This window comes from Roseibacillus persicicus, assembly GCF_014651675.1.
Taxonomy (GTDB): domain Bacteria; phylum Verrucomicrobiota; class Verrucomicrobiia; order Verrucomicrobiales; family Akkermansiaceae; genus Roseibacillus; species Roseibacillus persicicus.
This window is the reverse complement of the sequence record NZ_BMXI01000009.1, coordinates 1-24,818: the sequence shown is the minus strand read 5'-3', so window position 1 is coordinate 24,818 and position 24,818 is coordinate 1. Positions and strand designations below refer to the sequence as shown.

Below are 24,818 nucleotides of genomic sequence, written 5' to 3'. Positions count from 1 at the left end.
TTCTTTAACTTAGTAAGTAATCAGAAAGTCATACGGGGCGGACTTTTCGTGGAAAGTTTTTGACTACCGACGAGCCATTCATTCAGCGTTTAGCCAACAACAACGCTCAAACATATGAAACTAGCTGCCGCTCTTTTAGTCGGTCTTTCTTCTTTCGCCTTTTCTCAAGAATTCACCTCGGGCTCGGATGGCTCCGACGGGGACTTGAGCTTGGGCACGGACTCGAGTCGAACCCTGCAGGTGCCGGAAGACGGTATCTTTAATTTTGGAACCGTTACCCTGGGAGCTCGCTCCAACCTCTACTTCATCGCCAATCGGGCCAATACGCCCATCTACATTCTGGCGGAAGGCGATGTCAATCTGGGAGGGAGGATTCATGTCTCGGCGCCCAGCAACATGAACCGGCCCCAAGCTGGCTTGGGCGCACCAGGCGGAGGCTTTGCGGGCGGAACGGGCGGTGAGAACCCCGGCGACGGGCTCGGCCCCGGCGGAGGAAAAGGAGGCACGGAAGGGAGCGGTTCGGTCTATCGTGGAAGCGGAAGCTACGCCTCCCGAGGGACGGTAGCTCAAACTTTGACCACCAATGGCGAAATCTATGGCAATCCTCTTCTCATCCCACTGATTGGCGGTTCAGGCGGAGGAGGTTCGACCAATGGTTTTGGCGGCGCGGGAGGAGCAGGTGCCATCTGTATCGCTTCCACCACCAAGATCACTTGCAATTGGAATAGCTATTACCAAGTTCCCCTGTTCTATGCCATTGGCGGCGCGAGCAATTCAGGAACGGGTTCGGGTAGCGGTGGCGCGGTGAGATTGGTGGCCCCCGATGTCAGCGGGACTGCTCTTTTCAACCTGTCCGGAGGAAACACGAGCTATGCCGGCTATGGTCGGGCGCGAATCGACTCACTCAATCCCAGCCAATTCAGCCTCGCCGCCAGCAACAGCAACTCCTACATCACTTTCGGGAACAACTTGGTGGTCTTCCCCCCCGAGCAGCCCTCCATCCGAATCACCGAGGCCGCGGGACGGACCATTGCCCCGGAAGTCACCGACCCCGTCTTTGTCCTGCTGCCCGTAGGCGCGCCCTCGGAACAAACGGTCACCCTTTCAGTCTCCGACTTTGGAACCGTGGTTCCTCTCCGCGTAACCGTCACTCCCGAACAAGGGGAAAAGGCGACCTACGACACCACCATCGACAACACCGCTGGCGGAACGACCAGCGGCTCGGTGACTGTGCAGATTCCAGCAGGCACCTCCACCCGGGTGGATGCTTGGACGCGTTGATCCTTTGAGCCGATCCGGACTCATGAAAACCTACCGCCCGATCCTTTTCTCGCTGCTTGCCCCAGTGCTGTTCTTGACGAACGCCCTCGCACTGGACTCCGACAGCGACGGTTTCAGCGATGCCTACGAAGACAGCGTGGGCACCGACAAGAACGACGCCAGTGACAAGCCTCTTCTCTTTGCCGAGAACCTGGCCTTCGCGTACACCTCGGTGGGGCACGATATTGTCGCCAGCAATCCCACGCCATCGGTCTATCGCCTGGGCTTCGAGGAAAGCGAACGGGGACGCAATGTCTACGCCTCCTCCCCACCGACCACGGTGCACATCAATGGATCGGGCCCCAATGTCACCACGGGAATGGCCACGCACTTTGCCAGCCCGTCGGTCGTCATCGACCGTTGCGAAGGAACCTTCGAAAGCGACTTGGCCCCCTTTGCAGCCAACTCTCTAACAGGTGCGGACTGGAGACTAGATGTGGTGGCCTCCCAGAACGCGGTGCGCATCGACGGCAGAGACGGCACCGGGTCCACCGAGAGCTGGCTCATCGGCTCCCCCACCAGTGTGCCTGCTGGGGAAAATCTCACTCTCAACTTCGATTACTTTCACCGCCAAAGCGATGTCGACAACGGGCTCACGGTCTTGGTTGGCAACAGCTACAGCAGCGGCGATCCCAATGCAGTGAGCTGGACCGACATCACCCCCTCCAACCTCACCAGCCTGTCCAAGAACACTTGGCACAGCATCCCCGGTCTCACCATCTCGGGGGTCGATGGATCCAATGTTCGGGTCGCCTTTCGCTACACCTCCTCTGGCAACACTGCCACCACCGCGCGCTTTGTGGCTTTGGACAATATCTGTTTGGTGGAAAACATTTTTCTCCCCCCCGCGATCAACTCTTTCACCGCCAATGGGGTCGAGCTCTCCGGCGGAGAAACCTTCCGCAGCGACGTGGCGCTGGCGGTTTCGGCAGACAACTTTTCGCGCATCGGGTCGGCCGAATTCGCCTATCGCCGAGCGGGCGCCGCTGACTTCACGGTGCTGGGTCAAGACACCCGCACCGCCAACGGCCTGGCTGCCACCTGGCCGATTTCGCAGGTTCCCGATGGCAACTACGAGCTCACCGCCCGCCTCTACAACGGGGCCAACTTTACTGAGCAAACTTACAACGTCACCGTGGCGCTGGACCTCCCCATGCCGCCGGTGATCACCTCTCCCACCGGAACCAACACCACGGAGAACCTCACCCAGACCGTCCGGGTTCAGGCCGCGGATGGCACCTTGGTCAAACTCTATCAGAATGGATCACTGCTCGGTTCCGGGCGCCCCGCCAATGGCTCCACTCTCACCTTCACCGCCGATTTGCCTCTGGGCGAATCCACCTTCACCGCCACGGCCTCCAACCGGGCGGGGGTCAGCGCGCCCTCCGCTCCGGCAGTCGTCACCCGCGAACGCCGCACCCCAGTGTTGGGGATCAGTCTGGCAGCTTCGACTTTGATCGAAAATGAAGACCTCGCGGGCACCGTCACCTTGCAGAGCTCTCTTCCCGACGATCTGATCGTGACCCTGTCCAGCACCCGTCCCAACGAGGTCGATGCCGGTCCCCCGGTCACCATTCCGGCGGGCAGCACTTCCGCCTCCTTTCTCATCAAAGGCATCGAAGACAAGCGCATCGAGGCTCCCCTTTCCTTCCAAATCGAAGCCTCTGCGCCCCGCGCGACTCCCCGGCGGACCAGCGGAACCTTGCTGGACAATGACATCCCCGTGCTCGCCCTCACCAGCACCCAAACCGCAGCTTCCGAAGGCGCGGGCGAAGGAGCCTTCAACTTGGTGCTGACGCGTGACATCGGGACCGACCAGCTCAAGGTGGCGCTTTCTAACAGCGACATCACCGCCCTCACCCTGCCTGCCGAAGCCACCTTCGCCGCCGGGCAAAACCGTGTCACCATTCCCGTGGCGACGGTCGATGATTCGGAGATCGACGGCACCCAGACCGCCGAGGTGCGCGCCTCCCTCATCCTGAGTTCGGGTCAAGTAGCCGCGCAATCGAATCCCCTGCAATTGACCGTCACCGATGACGAAGGCCCGGCTCTCCGACTCGCCTTCGACAAGTCCTATCTCCTCGAAGGCGAAAGCGACCTCCTCACCGTCACCCGCTTGGGCGGCGACCAAACCGTGCCGCTCGAGGTCACGCTGACTTCCTCCGACGCGAGCGAGCTCACCGTCGATACCCTGGTTTCGATTCCAGCCAACCTCCCCTCGACAATTGCCAACCTGCAGTCGCCCATCGATGAAGAAGCGCTCGATTCCATTCCGGTGACTATCACCGCTACAGCTACGGACCACTCGCTGGCGCAGCTCCCCATTCTGGTCGTCGACCAGACTCTCCCCGACCTCGTCATCAACAACCTCAATTCCGAAGTCGAGTTGCGTTCCAACGAGAACTTCCAGATTTCCTATCAGGTCGAAAACCAAGGGCGCGCCGACACCCCGGTCTCCTTCACCCAGTCGTTCTACCTCTCAAAGGACACCTTGTTAGATCCCGAGGACACCCTGCTGCGCGAAAGCCCCTCTCCCGGCATTCTCGCGGAAGGAGCTTACTTTGACCGCACTCTCACCCTGCGAGCCCCCACAGAGACCGGAACCTTCCATCTCCTCGCGGTGACCGACAGCAGCGGAGCAGTCAACGAAATCTCGGAGGACAACAACCTCGTGATTTACGACCTCCCGGTTGTTATCAGCCCGGCCTACACCGCCACCGTGGCGGCCACTCTGGACGCCTTTCCAGTGGGCACACCCATTCAACTGACTGGTTCCGCCAGCCGACCGAATTCCCAGCCCGCGGCCTTTGTCCCCGTGAACATCCATGTCCGCACCCAAGAAACGGAGCGCATCATTTCCGCCATCACCAACGCGGTCGGCAACTTCGCCACCACCTTCATTCCCCTTCCCGGGGAAGGCGGAGACTACCAGGTGGGCGCCGTTCATCCCGGGGTCTCGCAGGCACCTACCCAAGACACTTTTTCCATTCTCACGTTTGAGAACGACTTTGCAAACACCTCCATTCTTCTCAACGAAGGCTCTTCCACCAACTTCTTTGGAAAGCTCTCCAACCCCACCTCCTTCGCCCTCACCGACATCACTCTGGAGGCCATCGACCTTCCCGACGGGCTCACCCTCAATGTCACCCTCCCCGACACCACCCTGCCCGGCGGGCAAAGCTTCGACCTGACTTTCGAGATCGGGGCCGCTCCTGATTTTGCCGGTGGCGGCATCATCAACATTCAGGCCACTAGCGAGCAAGGGGTCTCGGTCACCATCCCAGTCGAGATCGAAGTGCTGCGCCTCTATCCCGAGCTCACCGTCAATCCCGAGTCCCTCACCTGCTCTGTTCTACGCGGCTCCCAGAAACTGACTTCCTTCCTGGTGGAAAATACCGGCGGCTCCGAGACCGGCCCCATCGACGTCATCCTGCCGTCTTTCAGCTGGATCAGTCGTCTTTCCTCACAGGCGATTCCCTCTTTGCAACCAGGCGAGAGCACCCGCGTCTCCCTCCTCCTGCAACCCAGTAGCACCCAGGCCCTCACCCAAACGACCGGCAATCTCGTGCTGCGCCCCACCCAAGGCGATGACCGCCAAATCCCCTTCGCCTTCCGGGTGGTGAGCGATCTGACCGGCGACTTGGAAGTCGAGGTCGTGGACGAATATTTCTTCTATACCGAGGACGCTCCCAAAGTAGCCGATGCCCTCGTCATCATCCGCGACCCCATCACGGCCGAAGAAATCGCCCGCGCCACCACCCCCGAAAGCGGCTCGGTTGTCTTCGCGGGCCTACCCGAAGCCTTCTATCAGGTCGAGGTCTCAAGCCCCAACCATAGCCTCGAACGACGTAACCTCCTCGTCAATGCTGGCACCACCACTCCGGCGCAAATCTTCATCTCCCGCAATCTGGTGACCTACACCTGGACGGTGCAAGAGGTCGAAATCGAGGACCGCTACGAGATCACGGTCGAGACCGAGTTCGAGGTCAACGTGCCCGCTCCGGTAGTTACAGCCTCCCCGGCCAAGCTCGAACTGGAGGGGCTGGACGCTCTCGGTCAAACCCGAGTCATCAACATCACGCTCGAGAACCATGGGCTCATCGGCACCTCCTCGGGGGCTTTCAGCTGGGACGAACACCCCTTCTATAAAATCGAACCACTCATCAGCGAGGTCGGCGTTCTTCCCGCCAAATCCAAACTCGTCGTCCCCGTGGTCGTCACCCGCATCGGGGTCTTCGACAGCAACGGCGAAATCGTCACTTTGGGGAACAAGTCCAATGGAATTAAGAGTAAAAACAGCAAGGAGCTCAAGAGCTCGGCGGAAGTTCCCTGTGCTCTCAACGGGAACTACAACTACGGATATTTCTGCGCAGAGAACGACGTGGAGAAGAACATACCCATCCCCGCCAGCAATGTGCAGGGAAACTGCCCCGTGCTGAATGGCCACAGTGTCACCAATACCCATCCCGATCTCGATGGCGATCCCAAGCCCAGCCGGGGCTTTGGCACCGCAGTGGACGAACCCTACCGGAGAACCGTCCCCGTCGCCCAGACCGTCACCTTCGCCACCCCGACCACCTGTGACTGCCCCTTCTTCAGTCAGCTCTGCGTCAACGGCAGCAAGAAGGCGGAAGTGGGAGCGCTCGCCAGCCTCATCGCCTCCCAACTCGGCAAAGTCCTGCCCTCCTACATCAAAGTCGACTCCGTAAAGGTCAACCTCAGTGGCGGAGGCCGACTCTGCGTGTGCTGCGAAGACGGGGAGTATGGCTTGAAAGGAAAAGGCACCGGTTCCGCCACCGTGACGGTGGACCTCGTGGCCGGTCTCTCGGGCAGCGGCGAGCCCACCATCAACTCGCCCGAGTGGACCGAAGTCTCCGCATCCATCGAGGCTCTCGCGGGAGCCAAAACCACCATCACGGGCTCGGTCAAAGTTGATTTCGACAAGCCCTTCTGCCTCAACGAAGGGGTCGTGTGCGCCACCGGTTCGCTCAAGCTGGAAGGCTTTGCCGGAGTCGATATCAAGGGTGAAGCTTCCGCCAAATTGAAAGGCCCGGGCGGTGACCTCATTGACTACTCGGGAGAAGCCGTTGGAAAGCTCGGCATCAACGGCACTGCCAGTGTGACCGCCAGCGGCTGTAGCAATGGCGGATTCAAGCTAACGGCCTGCGGTAGCTTGGAACCCGAAGCGACTCTCAAATTCACCCTCAAGAATGCCGATGGCGACGAGAAAGTGGTGGGCGGTTCTTTGGAACTTCCCAAATACAGCGTGGGCTGCGGCGGAAAGGCCTCTGGGCTCAGCGGGAAAAAATCAGGCAAAGGAGCTAAGGTTGAAGACGTCAACATCCCTGACCCCATCGTTGACATTTATCCCATGAACGACTTCATCAAGTCGGATGCCCAAGTGCTCTTCGAGAACTACCAGGAGCTTTTCAATAACAATGGGGTGTGTGCCAAAGTGAAAATCTCGCTTTCGCAAAGTGCGGTGATGACCCGCAGTGCCTTCCGCGCTAATCTGGAACTCGCGAATAAGCAGGAGAGCAAATCGCTAACCGGGATCGCCTTCGACCTCGACATTCGCGACCTCGCAGGCACTCCCGCCGACGAGCACTTCAATATCCGGGTGGATCGGCTCACGGGATTGGGTGACATCGGCGGCTCGGGTTCCATCGGCCCCAATCAATCCGGCTCGGTGCAGTGGAGCCTCATCCCCCGCGATACCGCAGCTCCCACGGCCGAAACCACCTACACTGTTGGAGGGCAAATCCGCTATCTGCAGGATGGGGTCGAGTTCACCATCCCGGTCGACAACGTCCAGATCACTGTCCGCCCCGATGCCCAACTCCACCTCAAGTATTTCCACCAGCGCGACGTCTTTTCGGATGACCCTTTCACTCCCGAGGTCGAGCCCAGCATCCCCTACAAGCTCGCCGTGTTAGTCGAAAACCGGGGCGCGGGTTCCGCACGAAATCTTTCCATCACTTCCGCCCAGCCGGAAATCGTGGAGAACGACAAAGGCGCCCTCATCGACTTCGAAGTGATCTCCACCCAGGTCGCGGGACAGAATCAGACCCCGGACCTCAGCGCCAACTTTGGAGAAGTCGCACCAGGGGCCAGCGAAATCGCGATTTGGTCCCTGACCTCCAGCCTACAGGGTCTTTTCATTGATTACAAAGCGTCCTTCGAGCACCTCGACAGCTTCAACGACCCCCGTCTGTCTTTGCTGAAGGAAGTGGAAATCTTCGAGATGAATCACCTCGTGCAAGCCCTTGGCGACAAGGACGACGGCCTCCCCGACTTCCTGACCAACGACATCGAAGATTTCAACGATTTCCCCGACACCATTCACTTCTCGGACGGTGGCAGCGAGGACGTCAATCTCTATCAGCAGGTCACCTACATCACCTCCAATCCCCTGCCTGGGGGTGGGTTCGAGGCCACCATTGGAGCGGAGCTGTCCACCTCGGGCTGGTCCTACCTGCGCATTCTCGATCCCGGCGAAGGGGATTACTTCCTGACCGCGGCCGAGCGTTGCGAAGACGGACTCGACCTTTTGGCCGGAACCAATGTCTGGCTGACCGACCGCACCTTCGAAGGGTTGGGCAAGCGCCCGCGTCGCGAGAACATTCTCCACCTGCTCGACTGCAACACCTCGGGAACTCCTTACACCTACAAAATCACTTTCCAGCCCAAGCCGGACAGTGACCTCGACCTACCCACCAGCTCCGTGGCCAGTCTCGCAGCCAGTTCTCCCCTCGCCTTTCCGGTCACCTGGAGTGGCCAGGACACCAGCTCGGGGATTGCCTCCTACGACTTGTTTGCCTCGGCGAATGACGGACCGTGGGAGCTCTGGCTCAATGACACCAAGCGCACCTCCGCCATCTTCGAGGGCAGCGACGGAGTCAGCTACCGCTTCTATAGCATCGCCACCGACTTGGCTGGAAACGTGGAAAGCAAAACTGCTGCTGCAGAAGCCAGCACCGTAGCGACCCTCGCCAATGCCGCCCCCATCGTCACCCCGATTAGCGACCAAACCGTGGTCGAAGGTTCCGCCTTCCGCTATCAGGCTCAGGCCACTGACCCCGACGGGCCGGACAACTTGCTGCGCTTCGCCCTCAGCGGCCAACCGGCGGGGATGTCCATCAATCCCCAGAGCGGCCTCATCACTTGGTTGACCAGCTCTTCCGACGCGGGCCGGGTGGTGAATGTCAACCTCACCGCCACCGACGCAGCCACCCCGAGCGCGACCTCCAGCATCGCCCTGCGCGTGAGTGTTGCCGGCCTCAATGAAGCTCCCCAAATCGAGGACATTACTCCCTTGCAAGTCAGCGTGGGCGAATCCGCCGGGGTCGCGGTGAAGGCCACCGACCCAGACTTCCCCCTGCAGACCCTCACCTACTCCCTCGGAGCCGGTGCCCCCGCCGGGATGAGCATCGACGCAGCCACTGGTCTTATCTCCTGGGTTCCTGAAGCCAGTGACAGCGGCCAGAGCTATCAACCCGAAGTGGTGGTCACCGACAATGGAAGCCCTAACAGCCAAAGCTCCGCCACCTTCCTCGTCACCGTGAGCGAGACTCCTTTGGGGCCGCCCACTTTCGAAACCTTGCCAGTTTACCTTTGGCTCAGCAATTCGAGCCACAGCCTCACCCTGCGCGCCTCGGATCCCGATGGCACTCCCGTGACCCTCAGCGCTGTCACGAGCGGGCTGCCGGGTCTCGCGAACTTCACCGCCACGGCAGGAAGCGGCGAAGGCACTTTCCAGTGGACACTCTCCGGAGTTCCGTCGGGCATCTATACCATTCCCCTCACGGCCAAGACTCCGGGCGAAACCACCTCGGCGACCCTGACCATCCGCGTCGATCAGGTTAGCCCGTTTTCCGAGTGGGCGGCGAACAATCTCTCGGGTCTCACCGACCCCGGGGACTACGGCATGTTCGGAAACCCCGACGGCGACGACGCCAACAACCTGCATGAATTCATCTTCCTGCGCGATCCACTCGTGGCTGACTTTACGCCGGTGGAATTCTCCAAGTTGGACGAAGTGGATCCGTTCTGGAATGTCTATTTGCTGGAATTCTTACGCCACCCGGACGCCTCGGAGTTTGTGACTATTGTCCCAGAGTTCTCTCCCGACATGATCAATTGGGACGAGGTGCCCGCCTGGCAGTATCAACCTCTTGTCGATCCCGAGGGAGACCATGATGACGACGTGGGGACCCAGCAAATCATCTTACAGCTTCTCGCTCCGGCAGAATCCGAATCCGGTCTCTATCGCCTGAACAGCATTCCTCTTCCCGAATACCAACAACCCTAATGCGCGCGTCCGTCATTCTTTCTGCTTTGCTGGCTACTATCTCTCTAGTAGCTCAGGGTCCGGCTGCGACCGTCATTGACTGGTGGAGCATGACCGGCGGCGAACTCTTCGACGATGCCAACACGGTCGTCGGCACCTACAGCCTGACTGCGACCGAGGGCGAGCTCTCCTCCGCCCACCCTCTCGCCCACCCCTACAACGGCAGCTATTGGAACAGCCCCTCGGAGTTCATCGATAGCAGCCTCGCCGACAGCACCCTCCCCAGTTACGACTTCCTCGCAGTTCCTTCTGCTTCGGGGTTCAGTTACACGCTGACGATCTCTTCTACCCACCTCAACAACGCGCATCTTGCCATCGGCAATCTTTCCCCCCTTACCGACACCACGATTCGGATTCTCCCCATTGACGCCACGGCCTCGCCCTTGCCAACCCCTCTGCTTTTCCTCCAAGAGCGGAGCTGGGATGCGGGATTCTCGCCCTACGACACGCCTCTCAATTGGAACGCCGGAACGAACACCCTCACCGTCTCCAGTGGAACGAGCAACGACTCGGGCCTTGCCTGGTTCCAGCTTCCCAACACTGGGATGACCGCTCTCACGCTCGAAATCTCAGGGTCCAACGCCATCCCGATTGGGGACTCCCTTTCCTTTGCCATCGGCGCTATCCCCGAGCCATCTTCGGCCCTCCTCGCCGGTTTGGGCTGTTTTTTAGGCATTTTAAGAAGAAAAAGAAAAACCTCTCTCAGTTAATAAGTTACACTTCTGAGAACTGCTAGAAACCTCCAAATTTCACTTTCAATTTCCGTTGATTTCTAACGCTGGCCTGCCAGCTGCTAGGGGCCGTTTGTCCAAAGACATCACCCCAAATGAAATACATCATCGAGAACTGCCCCATCGATTGGGAACCCGCACCAGTTCGTAATTTGATCCAGAAGGCCCAAATGGAAGGCCATCACCCCAGCCGTCTGTTGTTAGGTCACTGTGAGGCAGGCGCGTTGCGCCGCTACCTCGGAGACAACTTCGAAGGCGCCATTCCCAACAATTTCACCGACACCTACTATCTGGGCCTCAAGGTTCAGGAAGAGGACGCCGAGCACCTTCTTGCCATTGATGGCGAAAAAGTCCGCGTTCAACCCCAGGACGATCTCCCACCCTTGGAGAATAACCTTTCCCCCCGCTGGCACGACAACGACCCCATCGGAGAGGAAGAGGTTTCCTCCGAGCTGGAACTCGGGATCGAGTGGGATACCGCGGCCATCCGCAATCTCATCACCACCAAGTCGGCGGTCGGTCGCACTCCGGCCTTCCTCTTTTTGGGACATCACGAGGCTGGCCTTCTGCGCGCCCACTTGGGTGCCGCCTTCGGTTGCGAAGCGGTGAGAAGCCTGAAAAATCTTTACTACATGGGCCTCGAGATCATCGAAGTCGACACCCAGAACTTTTTACGCACAGCAGGCATGAAGCGGGTCAAGGCATTCCAGGATGCGCTCGGCCGTCAGCCCAAGTGGAAGGACATCAAGTCCTCCTCGGCTTGGCACTTCCAAGTCTAAGTGAGCTCTCTCACTTCCGCCCCTTCATCCCCCATTGCCCACGCCACCTCACGGCTCCCGATGCGAGCTCGATAGACTCGCGTCGAACCCGTTTGGTAGGCTGGGCCCGGGCGGAGGGAAATCATTCCTTCGATGAGGCGTTGCTCCTCCTCATCCATCGCATTCCAGGTTTCAGCGACCATCGGGTTGATCGAAACAGGAACCCGCAAGGGCGGATCGGGAGCAAAGCCCGCCACCGCATCCGGCACCGCGTCCACGTAGGAAACGTAGGGCCTGATATCCAAGATAGGCGTCCCATCCACGATATCGACGCCACGCAAGCGAAGAGTCGGAAAGACCGATTCGATCTCGCACACGGAGAGACCTATGCGATTGGGTCGAAAGGGTGACCGGGTGGCGAAGACCCCAATCTTATCGTTCCCTCCTAAGCGAGGAGGCCTCACCCGAAGACGAGTCTCGTCAGGCGGCACGCGGTCGAACAAGAAGGTGACCCAAAGATGGGAAAACCCTTCCAAGCCCTCGCGAGCCTCCGGCTTTGCAAACTCCTCCACAAACTCCACTTCTCCCCAAGCCTCGCGAATCAATCCCGGCTGCCGGGGTACCCCGAACTTCTCTACCCAAGGCGAGCGGAGGTAGGCAATCGGCTGCATGGCGATAACGGAACCGTCGGACATGCTCGCAGTCTAACGACCCCGCAACCAACTCCAAGGGAAGAAAACTCGTCCCTCTTTCGAAGACAAGAAGGCAGACCTTTCTCCACAGTTTCACACCGCCGGAAGTTGGACGGACGACCCTCTTCCGCTAACAAGTTGAACCACGCTCCCGGGCATAGTATTCGGCGTAGAGGGCGCAGCCGAAGGGGGTGCGGAAGTAGGCTTTGGCAAAGGTCTTCAGCGCGTTGGCGAAGGTTTGAAACGGGGAATGGGATTTTGTTGCTTTCATCGGATAAACTATGGCGCGTCTTTTCCCGCTTGCACAGATGCAGAAGAATTGAAATTTCACCATGACAGTTGAATCTGTTATGGTTCGATCTGGCCTTATCTGTATCTGTCCACCCCACCCTTTCGGGACTATAGTGACCTTATGAAAACGGAACCGGAGAAAGCGACCTATCGCCAGTTGGCCGATGACCTGCAGAAGCTCATCGAGAAAAAGACGCTGCGTCTTTGTGATCGGATGCCTTCCTTGCGCAAGCTTGCCACCGACCGCGGGGTGAGTCTGACCACTGTTCAGAGCGCCTACGAAGTGCTGGAGAACCGGGGTCTGATCGAGGCCCGCCCGCGTTCCGGGTTCTTCGTGTGCCCGCGGATTCGGGTGGAAGAACGCCTTCCTTCCATGCAGCAGGGCCGCAAGCGCGCGGCACGGGTGGAGCGACCGGACTTCTACGAAGAAGTGATGACCGCGATCAACGATCCCGAAATCATTCCGCTGGGTTGCGCCATCCCCAGCGACGAGGTCTATCCGGAAAAGACCCTCGCCCGCTTGACCAACGCCGCCCTGCGCAAGCATGGGGCCAAAATCTTTCGCTACACCATCTGCCCCGGTCGCGCGGACCTGCGGCATCAGGTCGCGCATCGACTCCTGAGCTCGGGCGCCAATGTCACGGAGGACGAAGTAATCACCACCACGGGCGTGACCGAGGCAGTGGTGGTTGCTCTTTCCGCCGTGACCGAACCCGGTGATCTGGTGGCGGTGGAGATGCCCACTTTTTTCGGGATTTTGCGCATCATCGAGTCGCTCAAGCTCAAGGTCGTGGAGGTGCCGGTCTGTCCGATCCAAGGCATGAACATGGACTTTCTGGACGAGGTCACCTCCAAACACGAGATTAAGGCCTGCGTGGTGCAGCCGAACTTCCACAATCCCACCGGCGCGGTGATGGGACGGGCGGACCGCGAACGGTTGGCCACTCTGGCGGCGCAAAGGGAGTTCGCCATCATCGAAGACGACCTCTATGGCGACTTGGTCTACGAGGGCAAACGCCCCACTTCCCTGCTCGCCCACGACAAGGACGGACGGGTGATCCATTGCGGCGGAGTATCGAAAAGCCTGTCCCCGGGCCTGCGGGTAGGTTGGCTGGTGAGCAAGCGATATTATGAGGAGCTGAAGGCGGTCAAAAGCGTGTCGTTCAGCGCCAGTTCAACGCTCTCCGAAATCGTGGTGGCGAGCTTTCTCGCCGACGGCGGATTCGATCGACACTTGCGGAAAGTGCGGCAACTCTATCAGGACCAGGCGATGAAAATGAGGGAGGCGGTCTTCGCTGCTTTCCCGGAAGGAACCCGTGTCAATGCCCCGACGGGGAGCTTTATCCTCTGGGTGCAGCTGCCGCTCCAATATGACTGTGAACAGCTGGCGAAAGATGCGCTGAACGAGGACATCAGCGTGGCCCCGGGGACCATCTTCACGGCCTCGGAAGGCCTGCGCAACTTCCTCCGGCTGAACTGTGGCTTTGCTTCCGATGAACGGATTCCAAAAGCCATCGTGAGGCTGGGCGAACTTCTGCGCGAGCAGGTGCAGTGAAGCAGTTTGCGGGCACGCCCGCTTTCTTTCTTACCGTCTGGCTTGGGATAAAAGGCCGTGGTTGCGACCGAGCCAAAGACCACCCAGGAATCCGCAAAGATGGGCCTCCCAGGAGACGCCTTGGTCCGTGGGCAAGACTCCCCATACCATTCCCCCATAGAAGAGTGCCACGATGACGCCGACCGCAATCCAGAGCGGCTGACGCTCGGTCCACGCGCGCAGGATGAGGTAGCCGAAGTAGCCATAGATCAAGCCGCTGGCCCCAATATGCACACTGCCCCCGCGTCCAATCAACCAAGTCCCCAAGCCGCTGATGAGCACCAGTAAAAAGGTGGTGTGCAGAAAGCGCTTTCCCTCCGCCATCAGCATCACGAATCCCAACCCCAGGAACGCCACCGTATTGTTGATGAGATGCCCCCAGTCCCCATGCAGCCAAGGAGAGAAAAAGACCCCAATGAGTCCAAAGAGCCGGCGGGGATGAATTCCCAGCGAGTCCAAGGGAAGACCAATATTGCGCAAGATTACATCCGCAATCTCCACTCCCCACGCGATGAACACGATCCCCAGCAGCAGCCCGCAGCCCGGGCGGGAGACTTGGCGGGAATAGCGTCGGCCCGGCGACCCCGTTGATCCCCGTCCTACGATCTCGACCTCTGCGACACGTCCTCGTCTTGGCTCCATCTCGGCGAGAGAATACGCCAGCTCGGGAATTGTCGCGCTCTAATTTTGTGCCAAGGTGGGACAGCCCGATGATGAAAGCGCTCCTTCCCCTCTTCCCCATTCTTTTGCTCGCTTGCTCCGCCCCGTCCCAGACCGGTCCCGCACACGACTTTAACACCCTCACTCTAACAGCTATCAACGACATGCCCACCGGCGGAGGCTACTCGGGAAGCGATGCCACCAAAAACAAGCTGACCCTCGCCTGCACGGCGACCGATGGCGGCCTGTCTTTTTCCCCCACAGCGGCACGACCTAGTTTTTGCTCGGGGGCCACCTATCTGGTCTTTCTCAAAGCCCTCCAAGAGAGCCACCGCCCATCGCCCGCCTTGGCCAAGACATTGGTAGTCGCTCCCGATCAGAAGGATGGGCATGGCATCTTCGGACGCTGGAATGCGAATGGCCCAGGATGCGCCAAGCTGGTTGCGGACCTGGGCTGCGGAGTCAATTTCACCTCCTGGGAAAGCGCGCGTCCGGGCGACTTTCTCAAAATCTGGTGGACGAACGAAATCGGCGGCAAAGAGCGCGGCCATCACGTGGTCTACCTCGGCCACGACCAATTGACAGTGCGCTTCTGGTCCAGCAACCAGCCGGGCGGCTTCGGCGAAAAGTCGGTGCCACGCGCGGATTGCAAGCGCGTCCTTTTCACCCGCATCACCTCCCCCCAAGCCATCGCTAGAGCCACCCAACTTCCCGCCTCCGACCCTTGGCTGGAAAGAATGCTGAAGGAGGATTTCACTTGGCAAGAGGTGGTTACCAAATGCCGGGTGAACCAACCCCGGCAGGTCGGGTTTCGCCGAAACCGACCCCTGTGATCCCGTCCGTTCAGGGTGGGCTCTTTCACCCCCGATTCCAGGCTCCGGACGCCGGCTCCCCCACCACCATTCGAATACCCGCAAAGGCAAACCCGAATACCCAAAGGGTCAGCTTTGGCAAAGCATGACCTACCGAACGAAACGGCGAACCCGGTAGGTCGGGTTTCGCCGAAACCGACCCCTGTGATCTCGACCGTTCAGGGTGGGCTCTTTCACATCCGATTCCAAGCCCCTGACACCGGTTCCCCCACCACCATTCGAATACCCGCAAAGGCAAGTTCCCACATCAAGAGGGTCAGCTTTGGCAAAGCATGACCTACCGACCGGAACGGTGAACACGGTAGGTCGGGTTTCGCCAAAACCGACCCCTGTGATCTCGTCCGTTCAAGGGTGGGCTCTTTCACATCCGATTCCAGGCTCCCAACACCGGTTCGCCCCGAACAAGCGTTCGACAACCCGCAAAGGCAAGCCCGAGCACTCAAAGGGTCAGCTTTGGCAAAGCATGACCTACCGGGGCTTTCTTTATTCCTCCGTTCCGAAAACTCCGCCCCCTCTCCCGCCTTGTAGATTGCAAAATCTCCCTGCGCCCCTTTAGTCTTTCCCTATGGAAAAACGACGACTCGGAGAAAGTGGAGTAGTGGTGAGCGAAATCTGTCTCGGCACCATGACCTTCGGCACCCAGGCCGATAAGGACGAGAGCTTCAAAATCATGGACAAGGCCGTCGATGCCGGAATCGATTTCTTCGACACCGCCGAGGTCTACCCCGTCCCTCCCACCGCCAAACTGGCCGGTCTAACAGAACAATGGGTGGGCGAGTGGATGAAGGACAAGCCCCGCGAAGGCATCATCATCGCCACCAAGATCGCGGGAGCGGCCCACGGCTGGTTCAATCCCCCCATCCGCAATGACAAGGCCGCGCTGGACCGCGTGCATTTGCGCAAGGCGCTGGAGGGCTCGCTGCGTCGTCTGGGAACCGACTACATCGACCTCTATCAGGTCCACTGGCCCGACCACGGAATGCGCGCGGAGGACACCTTGGAGGAGCTGGACAACTTCGTCCGCGAGGGAAAAGTGCGCGTCATCGGCATCAGCAACGAGGACTCGTATGGCCTCATGAAAGGGCTTTGGAAAAGCGACGTGCACGGCTTTGCGCGCTACGACACCATCCAGAACAACTTCTCGCTCAACAACCGACGCTTCGAAGACGAACTGGCAGAAATCTGTCGTCGCGAGAAAGTGAGCCTGCTCCCCTACTCGCCCCTGGCCGGTGGAGTGCTCTCCGGCAAATACAACGACGGCACCCCGGACAACGCGCGCTTCTCCGCCTATCTGAAAGCCGGGCCTCGCCAAGCCGCCATGGCTGCCCGGTTCGTCAACGAGCGCTCGCTGGAAAGCACCCGCCGCTTCATGGCAATTGGCCAAGAGGCTGGTATCGAGCCTGTTACTCTAGCCACCGCATGGAGCAAGCAACACGACTTCGTCGCTTCCACCATCATCGGAGCCAGCAACGCCGATCAACTGGACCCCATCCTGGCCGCCGCGGGCCTGAAATTGAGTCCCGAAGTCCTTTCCAAAATTGACGAAGTCAGCACCGAAATCCGCTATCCCATGGGCTAGCGTGAATTTCCGGTTGAGAAAGATTGGTCAAAGCCCGGTTTTCTGGTAGCCAGATGCTTCCCTTATGAGTGATGCGGAAAAAAGCCCCCTCGATTTGACCGGTTTGGATTTTGGCCCAGCTTGGGCAAAAGACAAAACCCCTGCCCGCGACTACTCCAAGGAGGTCGGTCCTCGCGAGGGTCGTGACCGCCGTGGCAGTGGCCCCCGCCGCTCTGGAGGAGGTGGCGGTGGCGGTGGAGATCGTCGCAACGATCGCCGCCAAAGCAACGACCGCCGCAATCAGCGCAACGACCAGCGGGGAGATCGCCGCCAACCGGATCGCCGGGGTGGTGACCGCCGCAACCAGCATCGCGAACCCCGTGTTGAAGTCCCTGCTCCAGAGGGCTTTGTCGGTGGTGTCATGCCGGTGGAAGAGGGACTCGACAATCTTTCCAAAGAAATCCAAGGCGGTGGCCGGACCTACTCCGTCTTTGACCTGGCCCGCGTTGTAATGGGCGCTCGCGAGCGTTTCAACGTGACCTTCGAGGCGCCCAAAGGCACCAAATTTTTCCGCTGCAAGAGCGATGGCTCCGTGTGGCTGACCAAGGACGAAGCCGTGCGCCACTTCTGGGACGCCGAGCTCCTCTCCGAACTCTACGAGCAAATCGAAACCGAAGTCGACCCGCCGAAGGGCAACTTCACCTCGGTTGCCAAGTGCGGTCTCTCCGGCGAATGGCTCGCGCCGCCCAACTATCACAGCTATCAGGCCTCCATCGCCCAGCTTCACGCCGAGCGCTTTTCCCACATGTCGCTCGAGGACTACAAGCGTCGCATCCGGGTGGAAAATGGCGAAGAAGTCGTTGCCGCCTGGTTGGAAAGCCAGACCAAGCAAACCCGCTTCCGTCCCCTCTCGACCGCAGAGATTCTCGAACTCCGCGAAAAACGGAAAGCCGCTGCCGCCGAGGAGAAAAAAGCAGAACAAGCCGAAGCTGCTAAAGAAGAAACTCCCGCCGAAAGCGTCAGCGAGCCCGCGGCCGATGAAACCCCGAGCGAAAGTCCCGCAGAAGAAACTGCGACGGATGCTCCCGCTGAACCCGTGGCCGAAGAAGCCGCTGAAACTGGGGAGCCAACTCCCGAGCCCGAAGCAAATAGCGAGGAAGCTCCTGCCGAAGCAGCCGAAGAGCCAGCAGCAGAGAAAGCCGAGCCCGCTGCCGAAGTCGAGTTGCTCGAAACACGCCGCGATGTCGAACGCCACTTTGCCGACCATCACTTCAAGCACATATTCGCCGAAGTCGACCGCGCTTGGGTGCCCGGCAACGTTCCGGCCAAACTCCTCTCCCCTGCCCTTCTGACTCTCTTGAAGGCGACAGTGGCAGACGAGCGCCGCTACCCTTCCAAACTGACCCCCATCCTGTGCCGCCAGCTATCTGGTCGCCATCTCGCGGTGTTCAAGTGGAAGAAAAAGCTGAAGGCTGGCCCCGCCCGCCCGCACGCGGTCCCCGAAGATCTGACCCTCGCCGAGCGTCCCAAGAAGATGCTTTCTTGGATCGAGGAAAACAGCGGAAAGAATCTCGAAGACTTCTGGAAGGTCTTCTTGCCCGAGGATGCTGATGCCGACACCAAGCGCAGCTACTACCACGATTTGCACTGGCTTCTCAATCAAGGCTTCGTCCTCCTGATGGCCGACAGCACCATTCACCTCGCCAAGAACAAGCCCAAACCTGAAGCGCCCAAAAAGGCGAAAGAGGAGAAGAAGGCACCCCAAGCGGAGGAGACTCAAGAGGCACCAAAGCCCGAAGCTGCCCCTCAAAGCGAGGAAGCTCAGACAGCGGAACAACCGGTTGAAGCAAAAGCGCCCGAGGCCACACCAGCCCCAGCCGAGCAAACCGAAGAACCTAAGACTTCCCCTCCAGAGGAAGACACCCCTTCGGCGTAGTTTTCAGCTGAGAAACTAGGCGCTCACCACAGACCGATTTAGTTCAAATTTTTCAAGAAGCGGCCCCTCCCGAGGGGTCGCTTTTTTGATCCGCACCATCTTTGACTGATACTGAATCAAGAACTCTAACAGCCACGAATTGGCTACCGTTTGAGAGCGGACACGATAGAGAGCCTGAAGTTCAGCAAGCAGAGTTTTATTCCTCTTCCCCTCCAAGAATCCCGTTGAGAATCCCGAAGCCGGTTCTTACTCCTTCTTCCACCACGCCACTTCCTTGCTCAATGACCTCTTCCACTGCGCGGGTTCCTTCTTCCAGAATGAGCCCCTGATTTTCTAACAAGACTGCGGTGCTCTCATCCATGGCTTGGGTTCCGTAGCGAAGAGCCCACAATCCAGTCTCGGGAATCATCTCGAACATCCGCTCCCCTGCCGCTCGAATCATGCGCTCGCTCAAATCTTCTTTCGGGTGCTTGAGCGTTCCGGAAATTTCCACCGGAGTCCAAAGCAGCCCCTGGTTCTCACGGAGAAAGACCTTCTCCTCCGCTCCCGGGATGTGGGCTAACAGCCCCGGAGGAACCCCAAGGTGCAGTCGCCCCGAGAGAGCCTCCCCCTCGGTCGTCAACTGCCCTTCCACCCGGAGAAGGCCTTTGTCAAAAAGCACGAGGTCTTTCACCTCCCAACGGTCGCCGCTTTTGTGCACAGTGGCTCGGGCTTCTTCCAGAGTCAGCTTGCGCAAACGCGCGCTCCCGGCGTAGGCCGCGAGACGGTTCATGAACGGAACTCCCTGAATCACTCCATCCTTCAGCTCCACCCCACCAAAGACCGTATCGCGCTCCGAATCGAGGTTTTGCATCCAGAGAATTTCTCCATTGAGGGTGCCGGCAAAAAAAGGAGCCAACTCAGGCGGCAACATCTGGATAAACTGCCAGTCCTCAAACTCAGCCTTGAGCTTTCTCCCCTCGTCATCGACGCCAGCTGTTAGACCTAACTCCCCCATGCCATCCACCGACCAGTCACTCCGCGTCATCTCGATACCATCCTTGCGAATCGCGAGGTCTGCCGACTTCAGTTCCAGTTCTTCAAAGCCCTTGTGCGGAGTCAGCAATCGACCACCTCTTAGAGTCACCAGCGTGGAGAGCTGTTGCCGGGGTTCGCATTCCAGAGTCATCCCTTTCCACCGGTAAGAACCGCCATCTGTTAGAACTTCTCCTGCGTAGTCATCCACCCGCACCTGGTGGACTTCGGTGCGATTGGGCAGTAGCCTACTCCCTTTCCCTGCGGAGGTCGTCTTGGCCACTGCGGGCTTGGCGACCGGTTCATCCGGCTTTGCAATCTCCTGGCGAAAGTCCCAACGACTGGTCGCTTCACGCATTCGAATCTCCGGAATCAACCACGTTCGATTCCAAATGCCCCCGAGGTCGATCTTCGTTGAGACATCGGCAATCTCCCAGTCTCCCGCTTGACGACTGAGCAGGCCCAATTCCTCGACCTCCATGGCCGCGCCCTGCCACTCAATCTCGCCCACCGTAGCCTTTCCCTTCACCGCGCTGCCGATGTGCTGAGCCAATTGCTGGCGAAACTCATCACTGCGCAGGTAGGATTGCACCCACAAGTATCCGCCTAAAAATGCCAGCAAGAGAAGCGCGAAAGCCACCAACACTCCCTTGCCCAGCCACCCATTCGCCGCCTTTTTTGAGGCTTTGGTTGGCTTGCGGGAAGGACTGGCTTTTTTTGGCGCAGTTGCCTGTCGCCGCTCTCTCCGTCGTCGTGACATTACCCCTCTACTCTGACCCAAATCAGCGCTGGGGCAAGGCTATCGAGGGGTGAGGGTCCGAAATCGTGAATTCCCAATCTTTCGCTCCTTGGAAGGCCCCTGACAGCCCCTCCAAGTCAAAAAACTTCCTCCCCTAAGCCCCTGAAAATCAGGAAAAATGCACTTTTCCAAACTCATGCTTGGCGGAACCCCGAAACGTGATCTAGGTTCGGAGTGGATTTTTAATCCGTAGAACGTAATTCATGAAAACTGCAAACGCTGATGCACCCGTAACTGTAACCGTCCGTCACGAAGAATCTACCGATTCCCTCCGGGAATACGCCACTAGCAAGATTGACGGACTTTCGTTGGACTACCCCCGCATCATCGAGGCCAAGGCCATTCTCGACGTTCAGAAGAACCGCCATATCGCGGAGATCCTTCTCTTTTGCGCCGACCATATCGTCATCGAGGCTTCGAGTGAGAGCGAGGATATGTATAAGAGCATCGACCTCACTATCGACAAGATCGCCCGTCGCATGCGCAAGCACAAGACCCGCCTTCTGAAGAAGCACCGTCCGAAGCCGGAGAACACCATCAAACACCTCGAGGAGAAGTGGTATAACGATGCCGTCCTGGACCACCCGGAGGAATCCACCATCGACCCCGAGCCCCTTATCGTGCACCGCGAGGGCTACCGCTTGCGCACCTTGTTCAAGGAAGAAGCCATCATGGAGCTCGAGCTTTCCGAGAAACCTTTCGTTCTCTTCAAGAACGCCCGCCGCAATATCAACCAGCTCGTCTACCGTCGCAAAGACGGTGAGTATGCGCTGATCGAGTTGCCGGTTGAATAAAGATTCAACGCACTCCCCCACCCCCAAAACCCGAGGCCGCAAGGTCTCGGGTTTTGTCTTGTTAGATGAGTCTTTTGGAGCGCGGACAGCGCAGCTTCCGCTTTGGGGTTGATGTCTTCCTCGCTAAAGACGCTCCCGCGACGAGCAAAGCTTGCTTGCTCGGAGCTTCTTTGACCTACGAACTCGTGGAGAGGAGATCGACAAATCGCCCAGCAAACTCCAAGATACTCCTTGTTCGAGGCGAAGAGATGCTTCGAAAGCTCTTAGACTTTTTCCCATCTCCCCTCTCGCAATCGACGTCACCCAACGGGCGGGCAAGCAAGCTTTGCCCGGCCCAGGGCTCCTCCCTCAACTCTCCCTATCCCCACCAAAGCGGAAGCAAGCTATCCGCACTCCGAGAAGGCTACAGAACTCTCTGCGACAAAATCACGCGTCTTGTTTTGCGGGAGGATCTTTCGGAGCGCGGACAGCGCAGCTTCCGCTTTGGGATTGATGTCTTCCTCGCTAAAGACGCTCCCGTGACGAGCAAAGCTTGCTTGGAGCTGTATGGATCCTCGAACTTGTGGAGAGGAGAAAACCGAAACGCCCTTCAACCTCCGAGATACTCTTCGTTCGAATCGAGGAGATGCGTCGAAAGCTCTTCGCCTTTTCCCATCTCCCCTCCCGCAATCGACGTCAGCAAACGGGCGGGCAAGCAAGCTTTGCCCGGCCCAGGGTTCCTCCCTCAACTCTCCCTATCCCACCAAAGCGGAAGCAAGCTATCCGCACTCCGAGAAGGCTACAGAACTCTCTGCGACAAAATCACGCGTCCTGTTTTGCGGGAGGATCTCTTGGAGCGCGGACAGCGCAGCTTCCGCTCTGGGGTTGATGTCTTCCTCGCTAAAGACGCTCCCGTGACGAGCAAAGCTTGCTTGCTCGGAGCTATTTGGATCTGCGGACTCGTGGAGAGGAGACAACCGAACCGCCCATCAACCTCCGAGATACTCTTCGTTCGAATCGAGGAGATGCTTCGAAAGCTCTTCGACTTTTTCCCCATCTCCCCTCCCGCGATCGACGTCTGCAAACGGGCGGGCAAGCAAGCTTTGCCCGGCCCCGGGTTCCTCCCTCAACTCTCCCTATCCCCACCAAAGCGGAAGCAAGCTATCCGCACTCCGAGAAGGCTACAGAACTCACGTAGTGCTGGCTCAACCGCCCAGGTAACTCATTTCGGCTTTCTTCACCGCGACTTTACCACGCTCTTCAGAATAGCGATCAGTACGACTCTGCCAACTGGCTGTTAGAAGAGATTCGATCTCAGCCTGAGACGCTCCCTCGCGAAGCGCCTTCTTCAAATCGCGTCCCTCCCCAGTGAAGAGACAGGTGAAAATCCGTCCTTCCGCCGAAAGCCTCATTCGCGTGCAATCACCACAGAAGGGTTTGGTCACCGAAGCGATGACTCCGAACTCGCCCTTGCCATCGGCAAAGCGCCAGCGTCCCGCCACTTCCCCCCGATAGCCAGCTTGAACCGGTTCGACCGCAAATTCGCTGGCCACCAGTTCCACAATTTCTTTTGCGGACACCACCTCGTCCATCTTCCAGCCGTTGGTCTCGCCCACATCCATGTATTCGATGAAACGCACCGTCACGCCGTAGTCCCGCCCCCAACGGATCAAAGGAAGAATCTCCTGCTCGTTGACCCCGCGTTGAATCACCGCATTAACTTTCACCGGCAGGCCATGGGTCAACGCCGCATCGACGCCGGCCATCACGCGCTCCACCTTCGCCCCCACCCCATTCATCTGGGCAAAAACCTCACTATCGAGAGCGTCGAGACTGACCGTGACCCGATTGAGCCCTGCCAGCTTCAGCCCCTCGGCATGGTGGGCCAAAAGCACTCCATTGGTAGTCAACGCGAGATCCTCCACGCCATCCACCGCCGCAAGCAGGCCGACCAAATCCTCGATTCCGCGCCTCAGCAAAGGCTCACCTCCTGTGAGCCGAACTTTGCACGCGCCCCTCTCCACCGCGGCGCGAGTGACCCGCACAATCTCTTCGAAAGACAAAATCTCCTCGCGGTCGAGAAACTTGTAGCCCGGCCCAAACACCTCGATTGGCATGCAATAACGACAACGAAAATTGCAGCGATCGGTCACCGAAATCCGGAGATCGCGCAGGGGGCGGCCAAGCTTGTCGTTCACGCGAAAAAGGTGCCGCTTTCTCCCCGAGGGGCAAGCGGAATCGATTTTTTGGAAGTGACTCTGATTCATTGCCTAAGCAGGCTCATATTCATGCCCTTTCTCCTCGCCTCAAAGTTCACTCTGGGATCCACCAGTCATGGGATGGCGCTCCTCTTTGGTCTGGTGGTCCTCGTGGTAGCCATTATTGCCCAACGTCGCGCCTCCGAGGGGAAGCTCGCTCGCGGGGCGGTCTGGCTCATCATTCTCGCCAATCTCACCTCGGTGTTTCACACCTCGGCCTCCCACTACTTTTCCGGGCGGGTCACCGACCTCAACCATGTGCTGCCCCTGCATCTCTGCGACCTCACCTCTCTTGTGGCAGCAGCCGCTCTTTATACGCGGAAGCCCCTGCTCTGCGAGTTGACCTACTACCTCGGGCTGGGAGGGACTTTGCAAGGGCTCATTACCCCCAACCTGCACTACGACTTTCCCCACCCCACCTATTTTTCCTTCTTTCAACTCCATCTCTTCGTCGTCATCGCCGCGCTTTTGCTGCCGCTCGGGATGGGATGGAAACCCCGCCGCCCCCTCCTCCGAACCACCGCCAAGATCTTCGGTATCATCTGCGGCTATCTGCTGACCGTGTTCGCCATCAATAGCGCACTCGGCACCAACTATGCCTTCGTGATGCACAAGCCCGAGAACCCCTCCCTCTACGATCACCTCGGCCCCCATCCGTGGTATCTGCTCAGTGTGCTGGGACTTGTCGTCGTGATGCTCGCGCTGCTGTCGGTGCCCTTTTTAAGGACAAGCTCAAAAAAGTAATCCCAGCGGGCCAACGGCGATGAACCGGTCGGTCGGTAGGTCAGGCTTTGCCAAAGCTGACCCTCTCGGTATTCGAACTCGCCTCTGCGGGTTCCCGAATTCACCCCCACCAACCCGCGCTCGAATCCAACAATCGCAGGCGAATGAGCCCATCCCCAACGGACGGAATCACAGGGGTCGGTTTCGGCGAAACACCGACCTACCGGCGTCAGTCGGTAGGTCAGGCTTTGCCAAAGCTGACCCTCTCGGTGTTCGAACTCGCCTCTGCGGGTTTCCGAATTCACCCCCACCAACCCGCGCTCGAATCCAACAATCGCAGGCGAATGAGCCCACCCTCAACGGACGAGATCTCAGGGGTCGGTTTCGGCGAAACACCGACCTACCGGCGTCGGTAGGTCAGGCTTTGCCAAAGCTGACCCTCTCGGTGTTCGAACTCGCCTTTGCGGGTTCCCGAATTCACCCCCACCA

General features: G+C 59.0%; 16 protein-coding genes. 11 read left to right on the top strand and 5 right to left on the bottom strand.

The genetic code is table 11. The features are described from left to right. Positions 1-114 precede the first annotated feature (114 nt). The 4 genes from IE099_RS11170 to IE099_RS11155 all read left to right on the top strand — a co-directional run bounded on the left by IE099_RS11170 (position 115) and on the right by IE099_RS11155 (position 11,180). Positions 115-1,281 (top strand): hypothetical protein, encoded by a 1,167-nt coding sequence (locus IE099_RS11170; RefSeq protein ID WP_189570018.1) that lies wholly within the window; start codon positions 115-117, stop codon positions 1,279-1,281. A gap of 22 nt (positions 1,282-1,303) precedes the next feature. Next, positions 1,304-9,631, top strand: coding sequence for a putative Ig domain-containing protein (locus tag IE099_RS11165; RefSeq protein ID WP_189570017.1), 8,328 nt, complete (start codon positions 1,304-1,306; stop codon positions 9,629-9,631). Further along, the gene (locus IE099_RS11160) at positions 9,631-10,380 is read left to right on the top strand and encodes a PEP-CTERM sorting domain-containing protein (protein ID WP_189570016.1); all 750 of its coding nucleotides are present in this window, start codon (positions 9,631-9,633) and stop codon (positions 10,378-10,380) included. Before IE099_RS11165 ends, IE099_RS11160 begins: the two co-directional genes overlap by 1 nt. A gap of 116 nt (positions 10,381-10,496) precedes the next feature. Continuing rightward, positions 10,497-11,180: a hypothetical protein gene (locus IE099_RS11155; RefSeq protein WP_189570015.1), complete on the top strand. Its 684-nt coding sequence runs from the start codon at positions 10,497-10,499 to the stop codon at positions 11,178-11,180. On the opposite strand, the gene tsaA is transcribed toward IE099_RS11155, so the two are convergent. Both tsaA and IE099_RS11145 read right to left on the bottom strand, forming a co-directional pair. Beyond that, on the bottom strand, positions 11,177-11,854 hold the full coding sequence (tsaA, locus tag IE099_RS11150) for a tRNA (N6-threonylcarbamoyladenosine(37)-N6)-methyltransferase TrmO (protein ID WP_189570014.1): 678 nt from the start codon (positions 11,852-11,854) through the stop codon (positions 11,177-11,179). The two genes, IE099_RS11155 and tsaA, sit on opposite strands and share 4 nt — an antisense overlap. 127 nt (positions 11,855-11,981) lie before the next feature. After that, on the bottom strand, positions 11,982-12,122 hold the full coding sequence (locus tag IE099_RS11145; RefSeq protein WP_189570013.1) for a hypothetical protein: 141 nt from the start codon (positions 12,120-12,122) through the stop codon (positions 11,982-11,984). A 141-nt stretch (positions 12,123-12,263) separates the two neighbouring features. Here IE099_RS11145 and IE099_RS11140 point away from each other — a divergent pair, with 141 nt between their 5' ends. Continuing rightward, on the top strand, positions 12,264-13,697 hold the full coding sequence (locus IE099_RS11140; protein WP_189570012.1) for an aminotransferase-like domain-containing protein: 1,434 nt from the start codon (positions 12,264-12,266) through the stop codon (positions 13,695-13,697). Between the two features lie 30 nt (positions 13,698-13,727). On the opposite strand, the gene IE099_RS11135 is transcribed toward IE099_RS11140, so the two are convergent. After that, the gene (locus IE099_RS11135; protein ID WP_189570011.1) at positions 13,728-14,378 is read right to left on the bottom strand and encodes a rhomboid family intramembrane serine protease; all 651 of its coding nucleotides are present in this window, start codon (positions 14,376-14,378) and stop codon (positions 13,728-13,730) included. 68 nt (positions 14,379-14,446) lie between these two features. Between IE099_RS11135 and IE099_RS11130 the strand changes: the two genes are divergently transcribed. The 3 genes from IE099_RS11130 to IE099_RS11120 all read left to right on the top strand — a co-directional run bounded on the left by IE099_RS11130 (position 14,447) and on the right by IE099_RS11120 (position 18,762). Then, positions 14,447-15,229, top strand: a complete 783-nt coding sequence (locus tag IE099_RS11130) for a hypothetical protein (RefSeq protein WP_189570010.1) — start codon at positions 14,447-14,449, stop codon at positions 15,227-15,229. A 604-nt stretch (positions 15,230-15,833) separates the two neighbouring features. Further along, complete coding sequence (locus IE099_RS11125) at positions 15,834-16,847, top strand: aldo/keto reductase (RefSeq protein WP_189570009.1); 1,014 nt, start codon at positions 15,834-15,836, stop codon at positions 16,845-16,847. A 64-nt stretch (positions 16,848-16,911) separates the two neighbouring features. Next, positions 16,912-18,762, top strand: coding sequence for a hypothetical protein (locus tag IE099_RS11120; protein WP_189570008.1), 1,851 nt, complete (start codon positions 16,912-16,914; stop codon positions 18,760-18,762). A 196-nt stretch (positions 18,763-18,958) separates the two neighbouring features. Here the strand turns inward: IE099_RS11120 and IE099_RS11115 are convergent, their stop codons facing one another. Beyond that, complete coding sequence (locus IE099_RS11115; RefSeq protein WP_189570007.1) at positions 18,959-20,536, bottom strand: hypothetical protein; 1,578 nt, start codon at positions 20,534-20,536, stop codon at positions 18,959-18,961. A 242-nt stretch (positions 20,537-20,778) separates the two neighbouring features. Here IE099_RS11115 and hpf point away from each other — a divergent pair, with 242 nt between their 5' ends. Then, entirely contained in the window at positions 20,779-21,369 is a 591-nt protein-coding gene (gene hpf, locus IE099_RS11110) for a ribosome hibernation-promoting factor, HPF/YfiA family (RefSeq protein ID WP_189570006.1), read from the top strand. A 1,184-nt stretch (positions 21,370-22,553) separates the two neighbouring features. Here the strand turns inward: hpf and moaA are convergent. Beyond that, on the bottom strand, positions 22,554-23,546 hold the full coding sequence (moaA, locus tag IE099_RS11105; protein WP_229809489.1) for a GTP 3',8-cyclase MoaA: 993 nt from the start codon (positions 23,544-23,546) through the stop codon (positions 22,554-22,556). A gap of 90 nt (positions 23,547-23,636) precedes the next feature. Between moaA and IE099_RS11100 the strand changes: the two genes are divergently transcribed. Beyond that, positions 23,637-24,350: a YwaF family protein gene (locus IE099_RS11100; RefSeq protein WP_189570004.1), complete on the top strand. Its 714-nt coding sequence runs from the start codon at positions 23,637-23,639 to the stop codon at positions 24,348-24,350. A gap of 143 nt (positions 24,351-24,493) precedes the next feature. After that, positions 24,494-24,745, top strand: a complete 252-nt coding sequence (locus tag IE099_RS11095; RefSeq protein ID WP_189570003.1) for a hypothetical protein — start codon at positions 24,494-24,496, stop codon at positions 24,743-24,745. Positions 24,746-24,818 lie beyond the last annotated feature (73 nt).

Bases quoted from the DNA above. Each gene is read 5' to 3' on its own strand.
- IE099_RS11130 (WP_189570010.1), top strand. From the start codon at position 14,447: ATGATGAAAGCGCTCCTTCCCCTCTTCCCCATTCTTTTGCTCGCTTGC.
- IE099_RS11140 (WP_189570012.1), top strand. From the start codon at position 12,264: ATGAAAACGGAACCGGAGAAAGCGACCTATCGCCAGTTGGCCGATGAC.
- IE099_RS11145 (WP_189570013.1), bottom strand. From the start codon at position 12,122: ATGAAAGCAACAAAATCCCATTCCCCGTTTCAAACCTTCGCCAACGCG.
- IE099_RS11095 (WP_189570003.1), top strand. From the start codon at position 24,494: ATGAGCCCATCCCCAACGGACGGAATCACAGGGGTCGGTTTCGGCGAA.
- IE099_RS11165 (WP_189570017.1), top strand. From the start codon at position 1,304: ATGAAAACCTACCGCCCGATCCTTTTCTCGCTGCTTGCCCCAGTGCTG.
- IE099_RS11125 (WP_189570009.1), top strand. From the start codon at position 15,834: ATGGAAAAACGACGACTCGGAGAAAGTGGAGTAGTGGTGAGCGAAATC.
- tsaA (WP_189570014.1), bottom strand. From the start codon at position 11,854: ATGTCCGACGGTTCCGTTATCGCCATGCAGCCGATTGCCTACCTCCGC.
- IE099_RS11160 (WP_189570016.1), top strand. From the start codon at position 9,631: ATGCGCGCGTCCGTCATTCTTTCTGCTTTGCTGGCTACTATCTCTCTA.
- IE099_RS11115 (WP_189570007.1), bottom strand. From the start codon at position 20,536: ATGTCACGACGACGGAGAGAGCGGCGACAGGCAACTGCGCCAAAAAAA.
- IE099_RS11155 (WP_189570015.1), top strand. From the start codon at position 10,497: ATGAAATACATCATCGAGAACTGCCCCATCGATTGGGAACCCGCACCA.
- hpf (WP_189570006.1), top strand. From the start codon at position 20,779: ATGAAAACTGCAAACGCTGATGCACCCGTAACTGTAACCGTCCGTCAC.
- IE099_RS11135 (WP_189570011.1), bottom strand. From the start codon at position 14,378: ATGGAGCCAAGACGAGGACGTGTCGCAGAGGTCGAGATCGTAGGACGG.
- IE099_RS11120 (WP_189570008.1), top strand. From the start codon at position 16,912: ATGAGTGATGCGGAAAAAAGCCCCCTCGATTTGACCGGTTTGGATTTT.
- IE099_RS11100 (WP_189570004.1), top strand. From the start codon at position 23,637: ATGCCCTTTCTCCTCGCCTCAAAGTTCACTCTGGGATCCACCAGTCAT.
- IE099_RS11170 (WP_189570018.1), top strand. From the start codon at position 115: ATGAAACTAGCTGCCGCTCTTTTAGTCGGTCTTTCTTCTTTCGCCTTT.